Genomic DNA, 15,831 nt, shown 5'->3' with positions numbered 1-15,831 from the left:
CCCAGTGACCGCTGTCAGTCTCGGTATGCCGGCCGTACCTCCGCCGCCGCTCGCACCCCGACGAATCAGTCGCCAGATCATGGTCGGGTCCGTGCCGGTCGGTGGCGGTGCCCCGGTCTCGGTGCAGTCGATGACCACCACCCTGACCTCCGACGTGAACGCGACCCTCCAGCAGATCGCCGAACTGACCGCGTCCGGCTGTCAGATCGTCCGGGTCGCGGTGCCGTCCCAGGACGACGTGGAGGCACTGCCGGCGATCGCGAAGAAGTCGCAGATCCCGGTGATCGCCGACATCCACTTCCAGCCGAAGTACGTCTTCGCCGCGATCGACGCGGGCTGCGCGGCGGTCCGGGTCAACCCGGGCAACATCCGGCAGTTCGACGACAAGGTGGCCGAGATCGCCCGTGCCGCCGAGGCGGCCAAGGTGCCGATCCGGATCGGTGTGAACGCCGGCTCCCTGGACAAGCGCCTGCTCAGCAAGTACGGCAAGGCGACCGCCGAGGCGCTGGTCGAGTCGGCGCTCTGGGAATGTTCGCTGTTCGAGGAGCACGGCTTCCGGGACATCAAGATCTCGGTCAAGCACAACGACCCGGTGGTCATGATCCGCGCGTACCGGCAGTTGGCCGAGCAGTGCGACTATCCGCTGCACCTCGGGGTGACCGAGGCCGGACCGGCGTTCCAGGGCACCATCAAGTCGGCGGTCGCGTTCGGCGCGCTGCTGGCCGAGGGGATCGGCGACACGATCCGGGTCTCGCTGTCGGCGCCGCCGGTCGAGGAGATCAAGGTCGGCAACCAGATCCTGGAGTCGCTGGGCCTGCGCGAGCGCGGTCTGGAGATCGTGTCGTGTCCGTCCTGCGGTCGGGCCCAGGTCGACGTCTACAAGCTGGCCGAGGAGGTCACCGCCGGTCTGGAAGGGCTGCCGGTGCCGCTGCGGGTGGCCGTCATGGGCTGCGTGGTCAACGGACCGGGCGAGGCGCGGGAGGCCGACCTCGGCGTCGCGTCGGGCAACGGCAAGGGCCAGATCTTCGTACGCGGTCAGGTGGTCAAGACGGTGCCGGAGGCGCAGATCGTCGAGACGCTGATCGAAGAGGCGTTGCGGTTGGCGGACGAGATGGGTGCTGAGTTGCCCGAGGAGCTTCGGGACATGATCACCGGGCCTACTGTGACTGTGCACTAGGGGGTTTTCGCGGCGGCGTCCCCACTCTGGGTCGTCAGGCTTGATCCCCGTCGTGGGGACGCCGCCGCGAAAACCTTTGTGTGTATGCGAAAGGGCATCCCCCCGGTTGGGGGATGCCCTTTCTGCTGTGGGTGTGGGGTGGTGCTCACTCGGATTCGGCGAGGATGGCGTAGAGCTTGCGGCGGGTCTCTTCGAGGACCTGGGCGGCGCGTTCGCGCTGGTCGTCGGTGCCGTTGATCATCACCTGGCGAAGGGCGTTCATCGCCTGGAAGCCGGCGTCGCGCATTTCCTGCCAGCTGTTGACGGTGTCGGGAGTGAACTCCTCCCAGGGTGGGGTCTGGGCGGCCTCGGTCGCTTCGGGCTGCCCGGCCTCGGTGAGGCTGAAGCGCTTGCGCCCGCCGCCGGCCTCCGCCGCCGCGGCGACGATCAGGCCCTCGTCTTCGAGTAGTTGCAGGGTGGGGTAGATCGAACCGGGGCTCGGCCGCCACGCACCGCCGGTGCGCTGGTCGAGTTCCTGGATCATCTCGTAGCCGTGCATCGGCCGCTCGGTGAGCAGGGCCAGTACGGCGCCGCGCACGTTCGGCCGGCGTCCCCTGCCGCGTCCCCGTCCCCGGCCGTGACCCGGGTGTCCGTGGCCGCCGGGGGAGAACGGCGGGAAGCCGAAGCCACCGCGCATCCGTGACTCGTCGTGCATTGCCTGGAACCTTCGGTGGAAGCTCATGTAACTCCTCCTGTGAGTATCGCTGATGTGTCGACGATATATCGCCAACGCATCGGCTGCAACCCCTCGGAGGTGAGCCGGGCAATAATGGGGCGACAAACCGTACGGGCGTACGGTTGGGTGGGGTGATGCGACTACTGCCGGAACGACTACTGCCGGAACCCGGAGCGGCCCGGATCCTCGCCGTCTCCACGCTGGTCCAGACGGTCGGACGGGGCATCTGGCTGACCGCGAGCGCGCTCTTCCTGACCCGCTCGGTCGGCCTGAGTGTGGCGCAGGTCGGACTCGGCCTCACCGTGACCGCGCTGGTCAGCCTGGTGGCAAGCGCTCCGATGGGTTACCTGGCCGACCGGTTCGGGCCGCGCGGCATCCAGTTGCTCGGCCTGCTCGCCTCGGCCGGGCTCACCGCGGCCCTGATCGCGGTCCGGTCCTTCCCGCAGTTCCTGCTGGTCGGGGTGGCCACCGCGCTCAGCGACGCCGCGTTCCGGGGTGCGCGAGGCGCCATGATCGCCGGTGCCGTCCCGCCGGACCAGCGCGTACGCACCCGTGCCTACCTGCGAGCCACCACCAACCTCGGCATCTCGCTCGGCACCGTGCTGGCCGGCGTCGGGCTCGCCGCCGACACCCGGACCGCGTACGTCACGCTGATCGCGGTCAACGCGGCCAGCCTTGCCGGTGCGGCACTGGTCCTGATCCCGCTGGCGCCGATCCCGCCGGTGCGGGGGTCCGGTAACGGGCCGCGCCTGATCGCGCTGCGCGACCGTCCGTTCCTGGCCTTCACGGTGCTGGACGGGTTGATGTCGATGCACTTCGGTCTGCTCAACATCGCGCTGCCGCTCTGGATCGCCCAGCACACCCACGCGCCGCGCTGGCTGATCTCGGTGCTGCTGCTGGTGAACACCACGGTGATCGTGCTGTTCCAGGTACGCGCCTCGCGCGGCACCGAGGAGTTGACCGGAGCCGCGCATGCCGCTCGTCGGGCCGGGGTCGCCATCGGGGTCGCCTGCCTGCTCTACGCGGCCAGCGGCGGGGTGCCGACCCCGGTGGCGGTCGCCCTGCTGGTGGCCGGCGCGCTGGTGCACGTGATCGGTGAACTCTGGCACTCGGCCGCCGGTTGGGGTATCTCGTTCGGGTTGGCGCCGGCCCACGCCCAGGGGCAGTACCAGGGTGCGTACGGGATGGGGATGCAACTCGGCGGCATGCTGGCCCCGGTCCTGGTGACCACGCTCGCGATCGGCTGGGGTGCGCCCGGCTGGCTGGTGCTGGCCGTGCTCTTCACGCTGCTCGGCGCGGCCCAGCCCCGGGTCGTCCGCTGGGCCGCCCGACACCGCCCCACCAGCGTCGGAGCGCAGGAAGCGACTCTTGTTGTCGCTTCCGGTGGCGGAAGGGCCACTTCCTGAGGGGCGGGCACGGACGTCGCCCCGCCCGAGCGGTCACTCATCTGGCACGCTGGTGGGTGTGCTGATGGTTCCGGTACGGCAACTCGGCGAGGCCGAGCGGGGCGCGGTCGAACGGCTGCTCGACCTCGAACCGTACGCGGCTGCCCAGGTCGCCGAGCGGATCGCCGCACACGGACTGTCCTGGTGGCGGGCGGACGGTCGGGTCTACGGCTACGGTTCCGGTCGCGAGATCGAGTCGCTGTGCTGGGTCGGCGGCCAGCTCACGCCCGTACGGGCCACCGCGTCCGCGATCAGCGCGTTCGGTGAACTGCTCGCCGCCGAGGACCGGTTCTGCTCGTCGATCGTCGGTCGGGCCGACGAGGTGCTCGGCCTCTGGGAGCAGCTCTCGGCGCACTGGGGCCCGGCCCGTGACGTACGCCCGAACCAGCCGTTGCTGGCGACCGGAGCGCCGCCGCCGATCCCGGCCGACCCCGACGTGCGCCCGGTCCGCCCGGCCGAGGTGGACCTGCTCTTTCCGGCAGCGGTGGCGATGTACACCGAAGAGGTGGGCGTGTCACCGCTGGCCGAGGACGGTGGACGCAGCTACCGCCGCCGGGTCGCCGACCTGGTCCGCGCGCGTCGCGCGTACGCCCGGTTTGTCGACGGCCAGGTGGTCTTCAAGGCCGAACTCGCGGTTGTCACCCGGCGCACCGCGCAGATCCAGGGCGTCTGGGTCGCGCCGGGCTGGCGCGGCCGGGGGATCGCCGCCGCCGCGATGGCCGCGGTCGTGTCCGACGCGCTGACCCGGGTCGCGCCGACGGTGTCGCTCTACGTCAACGACTACAACGTGCCGGCCCGCCGGGTCTACGAGCGTTGCGGCTTCCAGCCGGTCGGTACGTTCGCCACCATCCTGTTCTGAGCCCCGCTTCGCGCCCCGGCCGACGGCCTGTTCCCGGCTGACGGCTGTGGGTTCGTGTCCGGCCGAGGGCGGTCGGTGCGGATCCTCGGCGTCGAGTGCGACCGATGCTGGCAAAGCAGCTCCAAAGACCGCTTAGTTCCGCCAAGCTGACAACCAGGGCAAATGTGAAACCCCTGCGGCGGTACCTACGGCAGCGGGGTCGGCTAGCCAGGAGGTAGACGTGTCAACGAGATTTCGCGCCGCCGTGCGCGTCACCAGCGCGCTGCTCGTGGCCGGGCTCGCGGTTGCCGGCTGTGGGGGAGACGACGACAACGGCGGTGGCAGCGGCACGACCTCCAGCAACGTGAAGGTCGCCGACGGCTTCAAGATCGGCCTGCTGCTGCCGGAATCCAAGACGACGCGGTACGAGACGTTCGACCGGCCGCTGATCCAGGCGCGGCTCGGCGAGCTGTGCCCGAAGTGCGAGGTGCTCTACCAGAACGCCGACCAGGATCCGGCCAAGCAGCAGTCGCAGGCCGAGGCGATGCTGACCCAGGGGATCAAGGTGATGATCCTCGACGCGGTCGACGCCAAGGCGGCCGGCGCGATCGTCAGCAACGCCCAGTCGCAGAAGGTGCCGGTGGTCGCGTACGACCGGCTCGCATCCGGCCCGGTCAGCTTCTACGTCTCGTACGACAACCGGCGCGTCGGCATGGTGCAGGGGCAGGCACTGCTGGACCAGTTGAGCGCGAACGGGCAGAACCCGAAGCGCGGCGACATCGTGATGATCAACGGTTCGCCGACCGACCCGAACGCGGCCGACTTCAAGGCCGGCGCCCACTCCGTGCTGGACGGGAAGGTCAACATCGGCAACGAGTTCGACACCCCGGACTGGTCCCCGGACCGGGCACAGCAGGAGATGGACCAGGCGATCACCGCGATCGGGCGGGACCGGGTGATCGGCGTGTACGCGGCCAACGACGGCATGGCCGGCGGCGCGATCGCCTCGATGAAGGGCGCCGGCTTCGGTACGCCGCTGCCCCCGGTCACCGGCCAGGACGCCGAACTCGCCGGGATCCAGCGGATCGTCTCCGGTGACCAGTTCATGACGGTCTTCAAGTCGATCAAACCCGAGGCGGACATCGCCGGGCAGATGGCGATCGACGCGGCGACCGGTCAGGACTTCACCGCGCAGTCGACCACCATGCGCAACAACGGGACCAAGGACGTCGCGTCGGTGCTGCTGGAGCCGGTCTCGGTGACCAAGGCCAACATCAAGGACACGGTGATCAAGGACGGGTTCTACACCGCCGCGCAGATCTGTGCCGGTGCGTTCGCCGCACCGTGTGCCTCCGCCGGCATCTCCTGATCCTCCGCCGGCAATTCGTGATCTTCCTCGGCAATTTCTGATCTTGCAGTCGACTCCTGGTCTACGGCAGGCGGATCGTGATCTGAAACGGGGTGAGGGTGGTGGCCGACACACCGGTGCTCGCATTGTCGGGCATCTCCAAACGGTTCGGGGCGGTCGAGGCGCTCGCCGACGTCTCGCTGGAGGTCTATCCCGGTGAGGTGGTCGCGCTGGTCGGCGACAACGGCGCGGGCAAGTCGACGTTGATCAAGGTGATCGCCGGGGTCAATCCCGCCGACAGCGGCGAGATCCGCTGGCAGGGACAGCCGGCGCAGATCAGCAAACCGAGCGACGCGACCGGGCTGGGCATCGCCACCGTCTACCAGGACCTCGCCCTCTGCGACAACCTCGACGTGGTCGCCAACCTGTTCCTGGGCCGGGAACTGACCCGGAGCCTGGTGATCGACGAGATCGGGATGGAGCGCCGGGCGCGCGAACTGCTGGTCAGCCTCTCGGTGAAGATCCCCTCCGTACGGCTGCCGGCGGCCGGCCTCTCCGGCGGACAGCGACAGTCGGTGGCCATCGCCCGGTCGCTGCTCGGCGAACCGAAGCTGGTGCTGCTCGACGAGCCCACCGCCGCGCTCGGCGTCGCGCAGACCGCCGAGGTGCTGGACCTGATCGAACGACTCCGGCAACGAGGTCTCGGCGTCCTCCTGATCAGCCACAACCTGGCCGACGTCAAGGCGGTCGCGAACCGGGTGGTGGTACTGCGCCTCGGCCGCAACGCCGGGGTGTTCGACCAGCAGCGGACCAGCCAGGAGGAGATCGTGCAGGCGATCACCGGGGCACTGGACAACGCGGTCACCCGACGCCGGGCCCGCTCGGCCGAGGGCGGTGGCGGCGGCCTGGCCGGTTCGCCCGCCTCCGGCCCCGCGACCGGCCCCGTCACGGGTCCGACCGCCGGTCCCGGCGGCCCGGCCGGAGGCCCGGTCGTCGGCGGCCCGCCCGGTGGTCCCGTCCCCGACGCCCCCGCCAGCGGCCCGGCCGCCGGTGGTGCGGCTTCCGGAGGTACGGCTTCAGGTGGCCCCGCCTCCGGTGGTGCGGCCGGGGGCCCGACGACCGGTGGTGCCCACTCCCCGGACCCGGAGGAGCGGACGTGACACGGCGGGAGGTCTCGGCATGAGTACGGCGACCACGAGCCCGGAGCCGCCCGCCGGTGACGGCCTCCAACACCCGGCCGACCGGGGGACAACCGGTCCGCTCGACGCGCTGCGGCGGCGGTTGCGCGGCGGCGAACTGGGCGCCTGGCCGGTGGTCATCGGGCTGATCGTCATCTGGGCGGTCTTCCAGTCGCTCAACGACGCCTTCCTCAGCCCGCAGAACCTGACCAACCTCGCCCTGCAGATCGCCGCCACCGGCACGATCAGCGTCGGCATCGTGCTGGTCCTGCTGCTCGGCGAGATCGACCTGTCGGTCGGTTCGGTCGCCGGTGTGGCCGCCGCGCTGCTGGCCGTACTGAGTGTGCGCAACAGTTGGGGCGGCGTGGCCGCGATGATCGTCGCGATCATCTTCGGTGTCGCGATCGGCATCTTCCAGGGCAGCATCTTCGCCCGGCTCGGGGTGCCCGCGTTCATCGTCACCCTGGCCGGCAACATCGGTTGGCAGGGCTTGCAGCTCTACCTGCTCAGTCCGGAAGGGACGATCAACCTCCCGTACACCGGGTTCATCGGCGGGCTGACCCACACCAACCTGGACAGCGTCTCCGGCTGGGTGATCGGTGCGGCAGCGGTCGTCGTGTACGCCGCGGCGGTGCTCGTGGACAGCCGGCGCCGGATCGCGGCCGGACTGCCGACGCGGGGCGTACTGCCCTCGCTGTTGCGGGTGGTCGGGCTGGCCGTACTGGTCTTCGCCGCGGTGGGCGTACTCAACGCCTGGCAGGGCGTACCGGTGGCGTTGTTGATCTTCGTGGGTCTGGTGGTCATCGTCGACCTGGTGCTGCGCCGGACCCGCTACGGCCGGAGCATCTTCGCGGTCGGCGGCAACGTCGAAGCCGCCCGCCGGGCCGGCATCAACGTCTCGCTGATCCGGATCTCGGTGTTCGCGCTCGCCTCCGCCTTCGCCGCCTTCGGCGGGGTGCTGACCGCGTCGCGCGGGTTCGCCGCCGGCCAGTCCACCGGGGCCGCCGACACGCTGCTGATCGCCATCGCCGCCGCCGTCATCGGCGGGGTCAGCCTCTTCGGCGGTCGCGGCTCGACCTATGGTGCGCTGCTCGGCGCCCTGGTGCTCGGGTCGATCACCTCGGGCATGTTCCTGCTCCAGCTCAACTCGTCGGTACGTTTCATGATCACCGCTGGCGTGCTGCTCGCCGCCGTCATCCTCGACTCCCTGTCCCGACGCGGTCGCCGTACCACCGGCCGGGGCTGACCTCCCGTCCCTCGACCACCACGGGCGAAGCCGCCGCTCACTCCCAGGCGCGCAGGTACTGGGAGGGCCGCTCGACAGCGGCGCCGAGACGGGCCGCGGCCCGCTGCGGCCAGTACGGGTCACGCAGCAGCTCCCGGCCGAGCAGCACCAGGTCGGCCTGCCCCGTAGCGACGATCTCCTCGGCCTGCTCCGGCTCGGTGATCAGCCCGACCGCGCCGGTGGGCACCCCGGCCTCGCGGCGGATCCTCGCCGCCAGCGGCACCTGGTAACCGGGCCCCACCGGGACCGACGCGGACGGCACCACCCCGCCCGAGGAGCAGTCGACCAGATCCACCCCGGCGGTCGCCAACTCGGTGGCGAGCAGCACGCTGTCCGCCACCGACCAACCGTCCTGCACCCAGTCGGTGGCGGAGATCCGGGCCAGCACCGGTACGTCCGGGCCGACCGCCGCCCGTACCGCACGGGCGACCGCGAGCGGCAGCCGCATCCGGTTGGCCAGGCTGCCGCCGTACTCGTCGGTGCGGTGGTTCGACAGCGGCGAGAGGAACTCGTGCAGCAGGTAGCCGTGCGCGCAGTGCAGCTCGATCGCCTCGAACCCGGCGGCCACGGCCCGGCTGGCGGCGGCCGCGAACGCGTCGACCACGGCTTCGACGCCGTCGGTGTCCAGCGCCGCCGGGATCCGGTACGCCGGAGCGAACGGTTCCGTACCGGGGCCGACCGGCGTCCACCCGCCCTCGGCGTCCGCCACCCCGCCCCGCTGTGCCGCCCAGGGCCGGTAGGTCGACGCCTTGAAACCCGCGTGCGCGAGTTGGACCCCGGGCACTGACCCCTGCTCGGCGACGAACGCGGTGATCGGCCGCCAGGCCTCGACGTGTGCGTCCGACCAGAGCCCGGTGTCCTGCGGGCTGATCCGCCCCTCGGGCAGCACCGCGGTCGCCTCGGTGAGCACCAGCCCGGCCCCGCCGACCGCGCGGGCACCGAGGTGGATCCGGTGCCAGTCGGTGGGCAGACCGTCCGGGCCGGCCGAGTACTGGCACATCGGTGCCATCGCCACCCGGTTGGGCAGGGTCACCGAGCGCAGCCGCAGCGGAGTGAACAGGGCGCTCGGTGAAGCCGCCGGTACGGCATCGGGGTCGACCTCGGGGGCGCTGCGACGGGCGGTCATCGGCGATCCTCTCGGCCGGCGAGGGCGCCGGCACGATCATGCGGCGACCACCGGTCCCGTGGGGCGGGACCGGCCGGTCAGGGTCGGCCGGTCAGCGCCGGCCCGGGTGCCGGACGGCGGAGCCGGCCGGACCCGTGGATGACATATCACCCTGTGCAAAGCCCGCTGTCAATGCACTGGCGATCGCCCAGAGCGCGATGACGAGCAGCAGCGTCCGTTCGACCGCCCCGATCAGCGGTCCCCGGCCGACGGTGAGCATGGCCAGGCCGATCGTCACCGACAGCGGCAGTGCCATCGTGGCGCCGACCAGTCCGAGCCGGCGCAGCACCCGAACACCCGTGCCCGACCAGGCGATCGCCAGCATGGCGAAGACGACGCAGGCGACCGCGAGGATGCTGCCGCTGCCGTGCACCAGGTCGGTCGTGGTGGTCGGCTCGAACGGCGGCAGCGGACAGCCGGCGGTGCAGGGAACCGAGGCGGACAACCCGGTGCCGGCGGCGCCGACGGCGAGCAGGAAGGCAGCCGTACGCAGCGTCGGGGGCAGGGCCGCGGCGAGCAGGAGCAGGCCGACCGCCACCGCGAAGATCCCGACCTGGTACGCGGTCGCGTACCCGCTGGTGCCGACGCCGGCTTCGCTGACGTACCCGGTGATGGGGGAGGTCGGACCGGCGACCACGGCGAGGGTCACGACGACCACTCCGGTCAGCAGGCTGGCGGCGGCGCCGCGAGCGACCAGGGTCCGGCGCATGGGGACAAACTATCTTGCCCGCTCGGGCTCACGATGCCGGTCGGGTCTGCCCGACGTACCTGGTCGCCGCCCCGGACCGGGGAGCGGCGGCCGGCGGGGCGGTACTTGATCTCGACTGGTTATGCTGCCCGGCGTGACAGCGGCATACCTCGTCTCCGGCGTCCGTACCCCGATCGGCCGGTACGCCGGCGCACTGGCCGGCGTACGTCCGGACGACCTCGCGGCGCACGTGATCCGGGAGCTGGTGGCCCGCCACCGGACAGTCGACTGGGCGGCGGTGGACGACGTGGTGCTGGGCTGCGCCAACCAGGCCGGTGAGGACAACCGCAACGTGGCCCGGATGGCGACCCTGCTGGCCGGGTTGCCCGAGGCCGTGCCGGGGACCACCGTGAACCGGTTGTGCGGTTCGGGCCTGGACGCGGTCGGCATCGCCGCCCGCGCCGTCATCGCCGGTGAGGCCGACCTGATGGTGGCCGGCGGGGTGGAGAGCATGAGCCGGGCCCCGTTCGTCATGCCGAAGGCGACCACACCCTTCTCCCGCGCGGCGGAGATCTACGACACCACGCTCGGCTGGCGGTTCGTCAACCCGCTGATGGAACGTGGCTGGGGCACCGACGCCATGCCGGAGACCGCGGAGAACGTGGCCGCCGAGTACGGTGTCGACCGGGCCGCGCAGGACGCGTTCGCGTTCCGCTCCCAGCAGCGGGCGGCCCGCGCACAGGCCAGCGGCCGGCTCGCCGAGGAGATCGTGCCGATCGAGGTACCCGCCGGCCGGCGGGAGACCCGGCTGGTGGACCTCGACGAGCACCCGAGGGAGACCTCGCTGGAACGGCTGGCCGCACTGCCCACGCCGTTCCGCGACGGTGGCACCGTGACCGCCGGCAACTCCTCCGGGGTCAACGACGGCGCCGCCGCGGTGCTCGTCGCCAGCGCCGACGCGGTACGCCGCTACGACCTCACGCCGCTGGCCCGGATCACCGGGTCGGCCGCCGCCGGGGTGCCGCCACGGGTGATGGGCATGGGCCCGGTCCCGGCCACCAGGCGTCTGCTCGACCGCCTCGCCATCGGCATCGGCGACGTCGACCTGGTGGAGCTGAACGAGGCGTTCGCCGCGCAGGCGGTCGCCGTCCTGCGTGAGCTGGGACTGCCGGAGGACGCCGAGCACGTGAATCCGAACGGCGGCGCGATCGCGCTCGGGCACCCGCTCGGCGCCAGCGGTGCCCGGCTGGCGCTGACCGCGGCGCTGGAACTGGGCCACCGTGGGGCGCGGCGCGCGCTGTGCACCATGTGCATCGGGGTCGGCCAGGGCATCGCGCTGATGCTGGAATCCGTCGACTAGGGCGACGGTCCCGGGGTCGTCGTCCCGGCTCCGATCGTCGGGATCGTGACGACCCCGCGGCGGAGCCACGGGGTCGCGGACCGCGCGTATGCTCGATGGCTCACCGAGCCGGTCGACGACCGGCGGTACGAGCTGAGGCGGACGATGCAACGGCCTGACGAACATCGCCGGGAGGCCAACACCTCCACTGTGGACAGCGGGCCGGCGGGCGGCGGTGCCGGGCACCAGATCGCCCCACCCGACCACCTCGGCGGCTAGCCGTGCCGGCCCCCGTTCCACCGGCCGGCGGTGAGGAGTTCAGCCGCGCGGGTGTGCACCGGTACGCACAGCAGTGGGCCGGTGCCGTCGCCCGGCTCGGCTTCGTACCGATGAGTGCGGCGGAGACCGAACGCCTGCTGACCGTGCACAGCGTACGGCTCGCGCAGGCGTTGCTCGCCGAGCCGTTCAGCGCCGAACCGGCGGACGACGTCGGTCGGGCCCTGGTCGGGGCACACCTGACCGCCCCCGCCATGCTCGACTGGTCGGTACGCGCGCTCGGCAACGGCTTCGCCGCCGCGGTGCTCCCCGAACGCCCCGATTCCCCGGGCGTACGGCACCGGGTCACGCAGTTGCAGGGCGGTCTGGCGGCCGGCTTCGCGCGGGCGTTGCGCGAGCTGACGTTCAGCCAGCAGGAGCGGATCAGCCGTTCGGCCTGGCAGGCCCGGGACGAGACCGAACAGGCACTGCGGGACAGCGAGGCGCGGTTCCGGGCCGTCTTCACCGGGGCGGCGCTGGGCATCGGCATCGCCGACACCGGCGGCCGGATCATGGACGTCAACCAGGCGTTCGCTGAGATGCTGGGCTACTCCGTCGCCGAACTGCGCGACACCGACGTGACCTCGCTGTGCCACCCGGAGGACGCGGAGCCGCTGGCCGAGCTCTACCGGGACCTGGTCGAGGGCAAGCGGGAAACCGCCCGGGTGGAGAAGCGCTACTACCGCAAGGACGGCGACGTCGTCCGTACCGACCTGGCGCTCTCCCTGATCCGGCACGACGACGGCCGGCCGAGGTTCATCGTGGCCATGGCCGAGGACATAACCGAACGGTACGAGTTGCAGCAGCGGCTGCGCTTCCAGGCGCTGCACGACCCGCTGACCGGGCTGCCGAACCGTACCCTCTTCTTCGACCGGCTGGCGGCGGTCTTCGCCGACGGCGAACCGGCCGACCGGGTCGGCCTCTGCTTCCTCGACCTCGACGGCTTCAAGGCGATCAACGACAGCCTCGGGCACGACCTCGGTGACCGGCTGCTGGTGGTGGTCGCCCGGCGGCTCGCCGACTCCGTCTCCGGCCGGGGCCACCTGGTGGCCCGGATGGGCGGCGACGAGTTCGTCATCCTGGTCGACGGCAGCGGCGGCCCGCAGGAGGTGATCGACGTGGCGGAGGTGGCGCTGGCCACCGTCGCCCGCCCGGTGCAGGTCGGCGACCAGCAGCTCGAGGTGTCGGCCAGCATCGGCCTGGTCGAGGGCCCGCTCGCCGGGACCCGCCCGGCCGAGCTGATGAAGGCCGCGGACGCCACCCTCTACTGGGCCAAGGCGGACGGGCGCGGACGCTGGGCGGTCTACGACCCCGAGCGCGGTGCCCGGGACAACACCCGCGCGGGCCTCGCCGCGGTGCTGCCGGCGGCGCTCGAGCGGGGCGAGTTCACCGTGGACTACCAGCCGATCGTGGCGCTGGCCGACGGATCGACCCGGGCGGTCGAGGCGCTGGTCCGGTGGCGGCATCCGGAGCTGGGGCTGCTCGGCCCGGACCAGTTCATCGGGCTGGCCGAGGAGACCGGGCTGATCGTCCGGCTCGGCCGCTGGGTGCTGCACCAGGCGTGCGCGTACGGCAGCCGCTGGCGGCGGGAGTTCCCCGACTCCCGGCTCGTGGTCAGCGTCAACCTGGCCGTGCGGCAGGTGAACGACCCCGGTGTGGTCGACATGGTGGCCGACGTGCTCGCCGAGACCGGCTTCCCGGCCGAACTGCTGCAACTGGAGATCACCGAGAGCGCGCTGATGGCCACCTCCGGCGAGCCGGTACGTTCGCTGCGCCGGCTCGCCGCGCTCGGCGTACGGCTGGCCATCGACGACTTCGGCACCGGTTACTCGAACCTGGCGTACCTGCGGCGGTTGCCGTTCCACACGCTGAAGCTCGCCGCCCCGTTCGTCGAGGGGATCCGGACCGGCGACCCGCTCGCCCTGGTCGACGAGCGGATCGTGGACGCGTTGGTCCGGTTGGCGCACGCGCTGGGCCTGTCGGTGACCGCCGAGGCGGTGGAGACCTCCGGGCAGGCCGACCGGCTGCGGGCGCTGACCTGCGACACCGGGCAGGGCCTGTACTTCGGGGCACCGGTCGCGGCGGACGAGATAACCGCACGACTACGCGAATCCGGCTCCGGTAGGGCAGGCTGACCGGGTGGATCTGACGGACACCGATTCCCTGGTCACTGTCCTGGCTGGACTGGCCATCCTGGCCGGCATCATCGGCGTACTCATGCCTGTGCTGCCGGCACTGCCGCTCTGCTGGGGCGGCGTACTGATCTGGGCGATCTTCGCCGACGCTGGCTGGGGCCGGTGGGTGGTGCTCGGCATCGCCACCGCGCTCACCGTGGTCGGCACGATCATCAAGTACGCCTGGCCGGGCCGGAACCTGAAGCGGACCGGGGTGCCGAACAGCACGCTGCTGGCCGGCGGCGTGCTCGGGCTGGTGGGCTTCTTCGTGGTGCCGGTGGTGGGCCTGGTCCTCGGCTTCGTGCTCGGGGTCTGGCTGGCCGAGCGGCTCCGGTTGGGCGAGAACCGGCTGGCCTGGCCGTCGACGAAGGACGCGCTCAAGGCGTTCGGCCTGGCCATGCTGGTCGAGCTGAGCGTCGCCCTCGCCATCGCGCTGACCTGGGTGGTCGGCCTGGCCGTGGTCTGAGCGCCGATCGCCGGTCTGGGCCCTGACACCCGCCGGACGCGAATTGTCGGTTGTCATGGCTCGGTGTGGGTGCGACGGCGCGGGACGGGCGTTGGCACGGCGGGTTGCCGTACGGGTGAGAGAGGTGACCGCGTCCCGCGCCGTCGCGTACGCCGGGCCGTCCGAGGGCCCGGCTCTGGGCCGGTGTGATCCGGCCCGGTCGGAGACCCGTGTCCGGGTCTCCGGGAGATCTGTGGTGCCCGGAGTGGCTCAGCGCGCCAGTCCGGCTCCCGCCGCGGCTGGTGACCCGGCGCACCCGCGGCGCACTCGTCGGTCCTCGCGCATCGGCATGACAACGAGCATGCGGCCGGGCGGGGTGTCGGGGCAATCCGATTATCGAATCCAACTACCGCCGCCGATCCCCTCCTGATCGCGCCCGAATCGCTCCCGCCGTGGTCACCGTGGGTGTCGTGCCCACCACACTGCCCAACTGGCCATGATCAAAGCGTTACGGCGCTGGTCCCATCGGGTACTGGGCGGACACGGTGAGGGAGCGCAAGGCCCTCCACACCGGTGGGAGCAGGAGGCGAGATGAGCGCGGGCCCGGCAGGAGACGACGGCCTACATCGGGCCGGTCCGGTGCACGGGACACGCCAACTCCCCGTCGGTGCCGACCCCGGCACCACCACGTTCGGCACCGACCGTACGGGCGGCGCCGACTGGTACGACGTGATCACGAGCGTCGACGGCCACCTGGTGCTGGTGGTCGGTGACGTACTCGACACCGGTGTGCCGGCGGTGGCGGCGATGGGGCAACTGCGTACCGCACTGCTGGCGGAACTGCTCGCCGGGGTCGCACCCGGGACCGCCCTGACCCAGCTCAACCGGCAGTTCGGCAACGCGCTGCGCGGGTCGTACGCGATAGTGGTTTGCCTCGAGTTCGACCCGCACACCGGCCGGCTCTGCTACGCCAGCGCAGGCCACCCGTCACCGGTCTGCCTCGGCCCCGAGGGCCAGATCGACCTGCTGCACCGGCGACCGCTCGGCCCGCCGATCGGGGCCCGCACCGATGCCCGGTACGACACGATCGAGTCCCGGTTGGCGCCGGGGGCCCGGCTGCTGTTCTACAGCGCGGTCCCCGCGCGGGCACCCACCCGGATCGAACCCCCGGCTGACGTGATCTTCCCGTTCCGCCCGGTGTGGGACTCGCCCCGGCCGGTGGCGGCGATCCCGGTCGAGCCGGCCGAAGAGCAGATAGAGGAGCTGATCCAGGTGCGTTTCGTCCAGGCACCGCGTCGGCCACGGGCGGACGGGGTGGCGATCCTGGCGCTCGCGGAGACCGCCCCGAACCGGTTCGCGCTGCGCCTGCCGGCGGACCCGACCAAGTTGAGTGCCCTACGCCAGCGGCTGCTGGAGTTCCTGACCGACCACCAGGTCGGCGAGGAGGATCTTTTCGATCTTGTCGTCGCGGTCTCCGAGGCGGCGGCGAACGCGATCGAGCACCCGGTGGCGCCGGCCGACCGGACCATCACCGTCGAGGTGACCGTCGCCGACGGCACGGTGGTGGCGACCGTACGGGACAGCGGCCAGTGGCGGGAGGCGCACGATCCGGGGTTCCGGGGCCGGGGGCTGGAGCTGATCAGGGCCCTCGGCGAGCTGCGGGTGAGCCGTACCAGCGAGGGCACCGAGGTGACCTTCTGGCGGCGCTTGTCGTCCTGA

The 15,831-nt window shown here is 71.9% G+C and carries 13 protein-coding genes; 10 read left to right on the top strand and 3 right to left on the bottom strand.

Annotation, left to right across the window (positions count from 1 at the left end):
• Positions 1-4: 4 nt before the first annotated feature.
• Complete coding sequence (gene ispG / locus AB0J90_RS23590; RefSeq protein WP_363599124.1) at positions 5-1,177, top strand: flavodoxin-dependent (E)-4-hydroxy-3-methylbut-2-enyl-diphosphate synthase; 1,173 nt, start codon at positions 5-7, stop codon at positions 1,175-1,177.
• A gap of 145 nt (positions 1,178-1,322) precedes the next feature.
• Here ispG and AB0J90_RS23585 read toward each other — a convergent pair whose 3' ends face one another.
• On the bottom strand, positions 1,323-1,898 hold the full coding sequence (locus AB0J90_RS23585) for a PadR family transcriptional regulator (protein WP_363599122.1): 576 nt from the start codon (positions 1,896-1,898) through the stop codon (positions 1,323-1,325).
• Between the two features lie 128 nt (positions 1,899-2,026).
• Here AB0J90_RS23585 and AB0J90_RS23580 point away from each other — a divergent pair, with 128 nt between their 5' ends.
• From AB0J90_RS23580 to AB0J90_RS23560, 5 genes are all read left to right on the top strand, one after another.
• Complete coding sequence (locus tag AB0J90_RS23580; protein WP_363599120.1) at positions 2,027-3,298, top strand: MFS transporter; 1,272 nt, start codon at positions 2,027-2,029, stop codon at positions 3,296-3,298.
• A 58-nt stretch (positions 3,299-3,356) separates the two neighbouring features.
• On the top strand, positions 3,357-4,196 hold the full coding sequence (locus AB0J90_RS23575) for a GNAT family N-acetyltransferase (RefSeq protein WP_363599118.1): 840 nt from the start codon (positions 3,357-3,359) through the stop codon (positions 4,194-4,196).
• 220 nt (positions 4,197-4,416) lie between these two features.
• Positions 4,417-5,544 (top strand): sugar ABC transporter substrate-binding protein, encoded by a 1,128-nt coding sequence (locus tag AB0J90_RS23570; protein WP_363599116.1) that lies wholly within the window; start codon positions 4,417-4,419, stop codon positions 5,542-5,544.
• A gap of 101 nt (positions 5,545-5,645) precedes the next feature.
• Complete coding sequence (locus AB0J90_RS23565) at positions 5,646-6,683, top strand: ATP-binding cassette domain-containing protein (RefSeq protein WP_363599114.1); 1,038 nt, start codon at positions 5,646-5,648, stop codon at positions 6,681-6,683.
• Between the two features lie 19 nt (positions 6,684-6,702).
• Positions 6,703-7,947, top strand: a complete 1,245-nt coding sequence (locus tag AB0J90_RS23560; RefSeq protein WP_363599112.1) for a sugar ABC transporter permease — start codon at positions 6,703-6,705, stop codon at positions 7,945-7,947.
• A 37-nt stretch (positions 7,948-7,984) separates the two neighbouring features.
• Here AB0J90_RS23560 and AB0J90_RS23555 read toward each other — a convergent pair whose 3' ends face one another.
• Together AB0J90_RS23555 and AB0J90_RS23550 are read right to left on the bottom strand one after the other, a co-directional pair.
• Positions 7,985-9,112 (bottom strand): NADH:flavin oxidoreductase/NADH oxidase, encoded by a 1,128-nt coding sequence (locus tag AB0J90_RS23555; RefSeq protein WP_363599110.1) that lies wholly within the window; start codon positions 9,110-9,112, stop codon positions 7,985-7,987.
• 91 nt (positions 9,113-9,203) lie between these two features.
• Positions 9,204-9,860, bottom strand: coding sequence for a DUF998 domain-containing protein (locus AB0J90_RS23550; protein WP_363599108.1), 657 nt, complete (start codon positions 9,858-9,860; stop codon positions 9,204-9,206).
• 133 nt (positions 9,861-9,993) lie between these two features.
• On the opposite strand from AB0J90_RS23550, the gene pcaF reads away from it, so the two are divergent.
• From pcaF to AB0J90_RS23530, 4 genes are all read left to right on the top strand, one after another.
• On the top strand, positions 9,994-11,199 hold the full coding sequence (gene pcaF / locus AB0J90_RS23545) for a 3-oxoadipyl-CoA thiolase (protein WP_363599106.1): 1,206 nt from the start codon (positions 9,994-9,996) through the stop codon (positions 11,197-11,199).
• 260 nt (positions 11,200-11,459) lie between these two features.
• On the top strand, positions 11,460-13,628 hold the full coding sequence (locus tag AB0J90_RS23540; RefSeq protein ID WP_363599104.1) for an EAL domain-containing protein: 2,169 nt from the start codon (positions 11,460-11,462) through the stop codon (positions 13,626-13,628).
• 4 nt (positions 13,629-13,632) lie between these two features.
• Positions 13,633-14,133, top strand: coding sequence for a DUF456 domain-containing protein (locus tag AB0J90_RS23535; RefSeq protein ID WP_363599102.1), 501 nt, complete (start codon positions 13,633-13,635; stop codon positions 14,131-14,133).
• A gap of 570 nt (positions 14,134-14,703) precedes the next feature.
• Positions 14,704-15,831, top strand: a complete 1,128-nt coding sequence (locus tag AB0J90_RS23530) for a SpoIIE family protein phosphatase (RefSeq protein WP_363599100.1) — start codon at positions 14,704-14,706, stop codon at positions 15,829-15,831.

The organism is Micromonospora sp. NPDC049523 (genome assembly GCF_040676775.1).
Classification (GTDB): Bacteria; Actinomycetota; Actinomycetes; order Mycobacteriales; family Micromonosporaceae; genus Micromonospora_G.
This window is presented reverse-complemented; position numbering and strand designations above follow the sequence as displayed.

Coding starts and splice junctions, on each gene's coding strand:
- AB0J90_RS23585 (WP_363599122.1), bottom strand. CDS start 1,898: ATGAGCTTCCACCGAAGGTTCCAGGCAATGCACGACGAGTCACGGATG.
- AB0J90_RS23580 (WP_363599120.1), top strand. CDS start 2,027: ATGCGACTACTGCCGGAACGACTACTGCCGGAACCCGGAGCGGCCCGG.
- AB0J90_RS23560 (WP_363599112.1), top strand. CDS start 6,703: ATGAGTACGGCGACCACGAGCCCGGAGCCGCCCGCCGGTGACGGCCTC.
- AB0J90_RS23555 (WP_363599110.1), bottom strand. CDS start 9,112: ATGACCGCCCGTCGCAGCGCCCCCGAGGTCGACCCCGATGCCGTACCG.
- AB0J90_RS23550 (WP_363599108.1), bottom strand. CDS start 9,860: ATGCGCCGGACCCTGGTCGCTCGCGGCGCCGCCGCCAGCCTGCTGACC.
- AB0J90_RS23530 (WP_363599100.1), top strand. CDS start 14,704: ATGAGCGCGGGCCCGGCAGGAGACGACGGCCTACATCGGGCCGGTCCG.